8 protein-coding genes are annotated in these 8,409 nt (G+C 76.5%); 1 reads left to right on the top strand and 7 read right to left on the bottom strand.

Going from position 1 to position 8,409, the window contains the following annotated elements; genetic code table 11:
* Window positions 1-800: 800 nt before the first annotated feature.
* Genes PSU4_RS32670 through ssd form a run of 6 tightly spaced genes read right to left on the bottom strand, consistent with a single transcriptional unit; the run spans window position 801 to window position 5,667 of the window.
* Window positions 801-1,640, bottom strand: coding sequence for an Rv3654c family TadE-like protein (locus PSU4_RS32670; protein ID WP_246115443.1), 840 nt, complete (start codon window positions 1,638-1,640; stop codon window positions 801-803).
* Between the two features lie 29 nt (window positions 1,641-1,669).
* Entirely contained in the window at window positions 1,670-1,858 is a 189-nt protein-coding gene (locus tag PSU4_RS29985) for a DUF4244 domain-containing protein (RefSeq protein WP_147115903.1), read from the bottom strand.
* A gap of 56 nt (window positions 1,859-1,914) precedes the next feature.
* Entirely contained in the window at window positions 1,915-2,646 is a 732-nt protein-coding gene (locus PSU4_RS29990) for a type II secretion system F family protein (RefSeq protein ID WP_147115905.1), read from the bottom strand.
* Window positions 2,643-3,443, bottom strand: coding sequence for a type II secretion system F family protein (locus PSU4_RS29995; RefSeq protein ID WP_147115906.1), 801 nt, complete (start codon window positions 3,441-3,443; stop codon window positions 2,643-2,645). Before PSU4_RS29995 ends, PSU4_RS29990 begins: the two co-directional genes overlap by 4 nt.
* Window positions 3,440-4,588 carry a TadA family conjugal transfer-associated ATPase gene (locus PSU4_RS30000; protein WP_147115908.1) on the bottom strand — a complete coding sequence of 383 codons (1,149 nt, stop codon included), beginning with the start codon at window positions 4,586-4,588 and terminating at the stop codon, window positions 3,440-3,442. The genes PSU4_RS29995 and PSU4_RS30000 overlap by 4 nt, the downstream gene beginning before the upstream one ends.
* Entirely contained in the window at window positions 4,585-5,667 is a 1,083-nt protein-coding gene (gene ssd, locus PSU4_RS30005) for a septum site-determining protein Ssd (RefSeq protein ID WP_147115910.1), read from the bottom strand. Before ssd ends, PSU4_RS30000 begins: the two co-directional genes overlap by 4 nt.
* Window positions 5,668-6,145: 478 nt before the next feature.
* On the opposite strand from ssd, the gene PSU4_RS30010 reads away from it, so the two are divergent.
* The gene (locus PSU4_RS30010; protein WP_246115444.1) at window positions 6,146-6,958 is read left to right on the top strand and encodes an HAD family hydrolase; all 813 of its coding nucleotides are present in this window, start codon (window positions 6,146-6,148) and stop codon (window positions 6,956-6,958) included.
* 409 nt (window positions 6,959-7,367) lie between these two features.
* Here PSU4_RS30010 and PSU4_RS30015 read toward each other — a convergent pair whose 3' ends face one another.
* Window positions 7,368-8,111: an oxidoreductase gene (locus PSU4_RS30015; RefSeq protein ID WP_147115913.1), complete on the bottom strand. Its 744-nt coding sequence runs from the start codon at window positions 8,109-8,111 to the stop codon at window positions 7,368-7,370.
* Between the last annotated feature and the right edge of the window lie 298 nt (window positions 8,112-8,409).

Genomic DNA, 8,409 nt, shown 5'->3' on the forward strand with positions numbered 1-8,409 from the left:
AGCCGGAGCCGGAGCCGGAGCCGGAGCCGGAGCCGGAGCCGGAGCCGGAGCCGGAGCCGGAGCCGGGGCCGGAGCCGGGGCCGGGGCCGGGGCTGCGGCCGGGGCTGCGACCGACATCGGCGACCGGCTCTGCCCTCCGCGCCCCAGCGGCCGACCCGTCGACGGCCGGGCACGTACCCCCGCGCACGTTGTGCGGTCGGCGCGCGGGTTCCTGCGTCGGCGCGTGGCCTGCGGACGACGCGCCGGCCGGCGAACGCGCGCAGCGTTCGCGGAACCTGCGCGGCGCACTCGCCGGAGCGTCGGTGCCGGCAGGCTGGGAAAGTGGCCGCCGCCGGCCGACCCGTCGGGGGCCGGACCGGCCGGCGGCGGCCCTGAATGCGGTGGAGCCGAATGGGGGTCGGCTCGAAGGCGCTTCGGCCCCACCGCGGTCTGGGGAGCGTGCTCGGCGTCGGGGCCCGGCCTGCGCGGCCTCGCCCTGACGAGTCCAGTAGGGCAGGGATCAACAGCTTGCCGCCACCCGTCGTCGCCGATCGGTGCACGTGCAACGACGAGCGAGGGGCTTGGTGCCGATCGGTGACCTTCCGGGCCCCGACGTGCGCAAACAATGTCCTCGACGGTCGTCCGACCCCGTTCGTCCTCGCGTGTCGACCGTTCGTCGTCGGGTGTGGCTCCGTCGGACGGCGCGCCTGCGCCGGTTGGACCGCGCCCGCTCTCCGCCCCTCGGCCGGGTGTCCGACCATCCGGCGCGTCGATCCGCGCACCGTCCGCGACTGCCGGCGTGTCGCGGCGACGCGCCGTCGTCACGGTGGTTCGGCGGGACCGGCGCGGGCTCGTCCGAGCGCTTCCGGGTCGCCGAGCACCGCTGCGCGCGGGGTGCCGACCTCCACCAGCGCGTCCCAGCCGTCGAACACGCACCGCCGCAGCGTGGAGTCCATCCCGGCGGCGATCGTGCGGGCCCGGGCGCAGGCGGCGTCCTGACCCAGGGCGGCGTCGGTCGCGGCGGCCAGCGCGGCGAGGTCGGCGGCAGCCTCGGCCCGGTGCCGGGCGAGGACGGCGCCCCCGAGCTCGATCCCGACCACGGCCAGACCCAGCACCAGCACCGCGGCCAGCGCGGCGTGGACGGTGGCGACCCCGGAGTCGTCGGAACCCCTCGGCCGCGACCCGGCCCGGGACCGAGCGCGCGGCCCGGCCTGGGACCTGGCGCGCGGCCCGGCCTGGGATCTGGCGCGCGGCCCGGCCCGGCGCCCGGCGCGCGGGCCGGCCCGGCGCCTGGCGCGGCGCAGGCGGAGGACGAGCAGGCCGGCCGCCGCAGCGGCGCTCGCCGCAGGTTCGGTACCGCCGGGTTCCGTGGCGGCGACCGCGCGAGCCGAGACACGGAACGGGAACGGGCGGACCGCGGGGGCGGTCACCGAGACGACGACGTCGTCGCCCCTGGTCCCGACGTCGACGACCGCCCCCGGTGGCGCCAGCTGCACGGCGACGGCACGGCCGCGGTCGGGCTCACCCCGGGCCGCGAGCCGTGCCGCCTCCCGCGCGGCGTCGGTGCAGCGGACGGCCGCGACGACGGCCAGGACCGCGCCCATCGCCGCGAGCGCGACCACGACGAGTACTCCCAGCGCGATGGCGGCCTCCACGGTCACAGCTCCGCGCTCGTCGGAGCGGGGGCTGCTCAGACGGTCGACGAGAGCGCGCGTTCGACCAGGCCGGTCAGCGCGGTGACGATGTTCTCCCCGCTGACGACGCTGTAGAGCACGGCGGCGAAGGCCGCGGCGGCCAACGTCCCGATCGCGTACTCGACGGTCGACATTCCGGCGTCGTCGGACAGGAACCGGCGCAGGCGGCGAAGAGCAGCGGACATGGTTTTCTCCTTCGAGGGTGGGGGACTGACGGATCCATGTGATGGGCATCGACGGCTCACCACAGGGCCAGGGCGTCGCCGGCGAGGCCGACGACGACGGGTGCGATGCCCAGGACCAGGAACGCGGGCAGGAAGCAGAGCCCGAGCGGTCCGGTGATCGTCACGGCGGCGCGTTGGGCCCGGGCGCGGGCGGTGTCGACGAGCTCACCCCGCAGTCGTTGCGCCTCGGTGCGGGCGACGTGCGCGATGCCGGAGCCGGTGGCGGCCGACCGGCGGGCGGCACGGGCGAAGACGGTGAGGGCCGGCCGGTCGGCGGCTCCCTGCCAGGCCTGGACGGGATCGGCGCCCAGTTCGAGCAGGCCGGCGACGCGGCGCAGGTCGCGTCCGGCGGGGCCGGTGAGGCGTCCGGCGGTGGCGTCGACGGCGGTGGGCAGCGGCAGTCCCGCGTCGAGGCAGACGGCGAGCAGCTCCCAGCCGCCGGCGAGCTCGGCGGGTGACTCCCCGGTGTCGGCGGCCCGGGCGCGCCGGGCGACGAGCAGGGACGCTGCGACGGCGAGCGCCCCGAGGACGATTCCGGCGGTCGCGCCGCCGATCGCGGTACCGAGCGCCCCGGCCGCGACCCCGCCGGTGACCATCCAGGCACGGCGCAGCGGTGCGGGTGCGGGCGTGGCGAGCAGGACGGGCGCGGGCCGGTGCAGCAGCGCGAGCCGGGTGCGGCTGACGTGGACGTCGGTGGCGACGAGCGCGGCGGCGGCGAGCAGGGCGAGGGCGGCGAGCAGCGCGGTCATCGGGGGGCCGCCGAGGCGAGGATGTGTTCGGACCACGCGACACCGGCGGCGGTGAGCAGCGTCCCGCCGACGAGCAGGACGGCGCCGAGGACGCCGTCGCGCAGCACCCCGAGGGGGTCGGCGCCCATGAGCTGCCCGAACCCGAGGCCGAGGACCGGCAGCAGCGTGAGCACCGTGGCGGTGGCGCGCGGACCGGCGAGCTCGGCGCGGACCCGGTTGCCGAACTCGACGCGCCAGCGGACGTCGGTGGCGACCGAGGACAGCAGGGTCGCGAGCGGGATGCCGTGCCGGTCGGACAGCGCCCAGGCTGCGGCGACGCGGTCGACGTCGTCGGTGAGCGCGGGGTGCGGGGCCGAGCGGGCGAGGGCGGCGGGGACGGTCTCGCCGAGGCGCAGCGCGGCGTCGGCGGGGCGCAGGGCGTCGCGGGCGGTGGGTCCGTCGGCGTCGATCCCGGAGAGCGCGGCGGCCGGGTGTGCGCCGGAGCGCAGCTCGTCGCAGATGCGGGTCAGCGCGTCGGCCAGCTCGGTGCCGGCGACGGCCGCGGCGAGGGCGGCCCGTCGCGCGGCACGGCGGCGCACCCAGATCGTGCCGGCGAGCAGCCCGGCCAGGGCCCCGCCGATGCCCGCGACGAGCCCGGCCCCGACGGTCGTGCCGAGCACGACCCCGAGGCCGGCGGTCGGTCGCGGGAGCCGTCGGGACCCGGCCGCGGCACCGGTCACGTGCCGCAGCCGGGCCGCCGCGGGCCGCTGGGGAGCGATCAGGACGGCCGCGGCCAGCGCGGCGAGTGCGGCGCTCACCACGGGAGCGCCTGGTCGCGGGCGATGAATAGGGCGCCGAGGGCGTCGCGCCCGCGGGTCCAGCCGCCGGTGCGCGTCCAGGCGGGCTCGACGACGACGCGCCCGTCGTTCCGGCCGAGGACGCCGACCCCGTCGAGGACGCGCTGCCCGTCGCGGCGGCTCATGTGCAGCACGATCTGCACTGCGGCGGCCAGCTGGCTGTGGGCGGTCGCCGGCGCCATCCCGCCGAGCGCGGCGAGGGCCTCGATCCGGGCCGGGACCTCGGTGGGGGAGTTGGCGTGCACGGTGCCGGCGCCACCGTCGTGGCCGGTGTTCAGCGCTGCGAGCAGATCGCACACCTCGGCACCGCGAACCTCGCCGACGACCAGCCGGTCGGGCCGCATCCGCAGCGCCTGCCGGACGAGCTCGCGCAGCGCCACCCCACCGGCGCCCTCGACGTTGGCGGGCCGCGCGACGAGCCGGACGACGTGCGGGTGCCGGGGCCGGAGCTCTTCCGCGTCCTCCACCGTGACGATTCGTTCGGCGGGGTCGGCGGCGGACAGCAACGCCGTCAGCAGCGTGGTCTTGCCGCTGCCGGTCCCGCCGGATACGAGGACGGCGAGCCGGGCGGCGACCACCGCCCGGAGCAGCGCCGCGCCGGCGGCGTCGACCGTGCCGAGGGCGGTGAGGGTGTCGAGGTCGTGCGCCGCGGGCCGCAGGACCCGCAGCGAGAGGCAGGTGCCGTCGGCGGCGACGGGCGCGAGGACGGCGTGCAGCCGCACCCCGGAGTCGGCCAGCCAGCCGTCGACGCAGGGACTCGCGTCGTCGAGGCGGCGCCCCGCGGTGAGCGCGAGGCGCTGCGCGAGGCGGCGGACGGAGGCCTCGTCGGCGAAGGAGACGGCGGTGCGTTCGAGTCCGCGGCCGCGGTCGACCCAGACCGCGCCGCCGCTGACGAGCACGTCGGTGGTGCGGGGGTCGCGCAGCAGGGCGTCGAGCGGTCCGGCGCCGGTGAACTCCTGGCGCAGGGTGCGTAGCGCGGCGAGGGTGTCGAGGTCGGAGACGACCCCGCCGGCCTCGGCGCGGATGGCGGCGGCGACGGCCGCGGCGGTGGGTTCGCCGCCGGTCTCGGCGAGCCGGGACCGGACCCGGTCGACCAGGGTGCTCACGCCGGCCGTCCGGTGCGGCTGAGCCGTGACCGGTCGCCCAGTTCGGCGAGCACGGTGGCGGCGGTGTCGGGGAGCGGTCCGCGGTCGGCGGGTGGGAGTCCGCGTTCGAGCCTGCGGTCGAGGTCGTGCTGTGGGCGCATCGAGGCGAGGAGCGGTACGTCCAGCGCTCGGGCGATCTCGACAGGTGTGAGCCCGCCCGGCGACGGTCCGCGGACGACGAGCCCCACCGCGGGCGACCGGGCCGTGAGGTCGGCGGCGACGCGGGCAGCCGCGGCGCAGGCCCGGACGTCGGCGGGCACGACGAGCACTGTCAGGTCGGCAGCCGAGAGGACGACGTCGGCAGCCTCCCCCGGTTGGCGGGGCACGTCGCACACGACGGTGTCGCCCGCCCGCCGGCCGGCCTCGACGACGGCGCGCAGTGCGCCCGCGGTGGGACCAGGTCCGATCCGGTCGCAGGACAGCAACGACAGCCCCCTGTCGCCCATGGCGGGGAGTGCCTCGTGCAGCGCACCCGCGGGTATTCGTCCGTCCACGACGGACAGTTCGGGCCAGCGGACGCCGAGCACGTCCTCGGCGCCGAGCAGCAGGTCGAGCCCGCCGCCGAGGGGGTCGCAGTCGAGCAGGAGGGCGCGTGTCCCGTCGCGTGCGGCGCGCAGCGCGATGGCGGCGGCGAGCGCCGAGGCACCGGCCCCGCCGCAGCCGCCGACGACGGCCAGTACGGCGCCCGGCGGGCCGGCGTTCTCGGTCGCCTCGGTGAACGCGGTGACCAGCCACAGCTCGCCCTCGGGGAGCTCGACGATGCTGCCGGCCCCGACGACGAGGCCGAGCCGCCACACCTGCGGTGGTGGATCGGCCGCTGTGACCAGCACGATCCCGTCGCGGCGGGGGAGGGCTGCGCGGGCGCACCGCTCGGCGGCGCTCACGTCCATGACGACGATCGCCGCGTCGGCCCAGTGCCGTCGGGCGTCGGTGGGGTCGTGGGCGCGATGGGCCTCGCAGCCTGCGGCGGCGGCGAGGCGCAGCACCGCGTCGAGCAGGTCGGGGTCGTCGACCATCAGCAGTGCACGTCGCTCGTCCATCTGTCCTCGTCCCTCTCGCCGGCCCGCCGGGCGGCGGTGCGCTGTTCGTCGTCGAGCGTGTCGGCGCGAAGGGGTGCGTGGGGCGATCCACCGGAGACTGTGGACAGCTCTGTGGACATGTGGACGGATCGACCCGATGGTGGCTGTGGACAGCCGGGAATGTCGGTGGCGTATGTGACGATGCGGCGGACAGCCCATGCGACGACCGGGGACGGATAGCCGAGATCTGCTGCGGCCCAACACTTCCGAAGGACCCCGGACATGGGACGGCCCCCGCCAGGGGGGAGTGGCGGGGGCCGTCGGTGGTTCAGCCCCGGGGGGTCGAGCTGAACCGCGGGCCCGCGAACGGGCCGCGTCAATCGTATCCCGATACGGGCCGGAAGCGCGCCCCTCTGCGGGATGTGCTTCCGGGTGTCGCCCCGCGATGGCGCGCGCCGTGCGATGGTGTCGTCGCCGGCATCTGGCAAGCTCCCGCGACGTGCCCGGACCGCCCCAGCAGGCCCCGACGTCGGCGGCGTTCTTCGACCTCGACAAGACGATCATCGCGGGGTCGAGCGCGCTGGCGTTCAGCCGGCCGTTCCGCAGCCACGGGCTGATCGGGCGCAGGGCCGTCCTGCGCAGCGTCTACGCCCAGTTGATGCTGCTGCTCGCGGGGGCCGACGCCGACACGATGGACATGCTGCGTCAACGGATCACGGCGTTGTGCGCGGGCTGGGAGGTCGAACAGGTCCGGTCCATCGTGGCCGAGACGCTGCACGAGATCGTCGAGCCGTTGATCTACGCGGAGGCGGTGGAACTGATCGGACGGCACCAGGCGGCGGGCGAGGAGGTCGTGGTGCTGTCGGCGTCGGGGGTGGAGGTCGTGGAGCCGATCGCGGCGCTCGTCGAGGCCGATCGTTGCTTCGCCACCCGGATGGCGGTGCGCAACGGCCGCTACACCGGCGAGATCGACTACTACTGCTACGGCGAGCACAAGGCCGAGGCGGCGCGCGAGATCGCGGCCGAGCGCGGTTACGACATGGCCCACTGCTGGGCCTACTCCGACTCCATCACCGACCTGCCGCTGCTCGCCGCGGTCGGGCATCCGACGGCGGTGAACCCGGACAAGGGCCTGCGTCGTGAGGCCGAGGAACGAGGCTGGCCGGTGCTGACGTTCGCCGATCCGGTGGCGCTGGGCTCACGGCTGAAGGTGGCGCGCCCGGCGACGCTCGCGGCCGTCGGTGCCGGAGCCGTCGCGCTGGCCGGCGCAGGATGGACGATGCGCCGGTCGCGGCAGCGCCACCGGCGTTGAGCAGCACAAACGTCTATTTCTACGTCTCGCGGTGGGCTCGGGGCAGCCCCCATCCGGGTTCCGTCCGATGCCGTTTCGTCACCCGGAGTCCACCTGTCGGTGCACCCGATTCGACCCTTGTTGTGCCTGCGGTCACGCACTACAAATGACGGCACGGACTCCGGTCGGCCAGGGGCGGTACGGCAGAGAAGTACCCGTCTCCCCCGCACGGGCTCCGTGCACGAACGCCGGGCACTCCACGCACAGCACGCCGCGGGAGGCATGTCGTCGTGGGCCTGCGTACCGGGACGCCGGACGCCGAGGCCGGAGCACGACACGTAGTGCACGCCTGGACCCCGGTCGGTCGTGCGAGAGAGGCGGTACCCGTGAGGGTGCCGCCTTTCTCATGTCCGGGCCGGGTTCCGCGGGATCAGGAACGGGACGACGCGATCGACGTCGCCTCCGCCGCCCCGGCCTCCCACTGCGCGCAGCAGTGCAGCAGCCACGCCCCCACCCCGTCGGCCCCACCGCCGGCGAAAGCCGTGGCAGCCGAGCGGTACTCGGCGAGCCGGCGCAGGTGGCCGACCTCCGGCACGGCGAGGGACTTCACGTCGAGACCCGAGGCGGTGGCGGCGAGCCGGGCGGCGGCGCGGGCGACGACACCGTCAGCGGTCCCGAACGGCGCGAGGGCCAGCAGCTCGCCGTGGACGACGGCGACGAGGACGGGCGCGGGGACGCGGGTCCCCCCGGTGACGAGGTCGGCGAGCAGCGAGAGCCGGTCCGACGTCCCGGGACGCGGGCGTCCCAGCGAGTCGGCGTGGTCGGCGACGGGGACGAGGTCGGCCGCGGCGAGGACGTGCAGCCGGGCCAGCGCCTGCAGCGGGGCGGCCTTCCACACCGGGACGAGCCGGGCGTGCTCGTCGGCGACCCGGACGGCTCCGGCGAGCACCGGGTCGGACACGAGGTCGTCGGTGTTCAGCGGGGCGCCGTCGATGGCCGCGGACGCGCGGGCGCCACGCAGCGCGGACTCGGCCGCGTTGGCGGGGAACCCTCGCCTGTTGGCGGGGTGGTTGTGCACGGCGACCAGCGCGTCGCGGACGCGGGCGACGGCGTCGGTCACGCCGGGCAGGGAGACGAGCGGTGCCAGCGGATCTGCGGTCGAGGACGGGGCCACGACGCCATGCTGTCACCGCCTGCCGACCTCACCGGTCACCCGGTGGCCCACTCTCCGTACTGACGGTGCATCCGGCGCGTCGGCGCACTACCGTTCGCCCCGAGACGGATACCCCTGACCGCAGGCGTGCTGCGCTGTCCGGCAGGCGGTCCGCAGTCACGAGGAGGACGTGAGGAAATGGCCGAGTCCGGTGCCACGCTGAGCAATCTGTCCCACGAGAGCCGCACCTTCCCGCCCAGCGAGGAGTTCGCGGCCCAGGCCAACGTGACGGCGGACTGGCACGACAGGGCCGAGGCCG

Source organism: Pseudonocardia sulfidoxydans NBRC 16205 (assembly GCF_007989085.1).
GTDB lineage: Bacteria > Actinomycetota > Actinomycetes > Mycobacteriales > Pseudonocardiaceae > Pseudonocardia > Pseudonocardia sulfidoxydans.

What these genes read in the sequence shown, in the direction of transcription:
- ssd (WP_147115910.1), bottom strand. Translation starts at nt 5,667, where the DNA reads ATGGACGAGCGACGTGCACTGCTGATGGTCGACGACCCCGACCTGCTC.
- PSU4_RS29990 (WP_147115905.1), bottom strand. Translation starts at nt 2,646, where the DNA reads ATGACCGCGCTGCTCGCCGCCCTCGCCCTGCTCGCCGCCGCCGCGCTC.
- PSU4_RS29985 (WP_147115903.1), bottom strand. Translation starts at nt 1,858, where the DNA reads ATGTCCGCTGCTCTTCGCCGCCTGCGCCGGTTCCTGTCCGACGACGCC.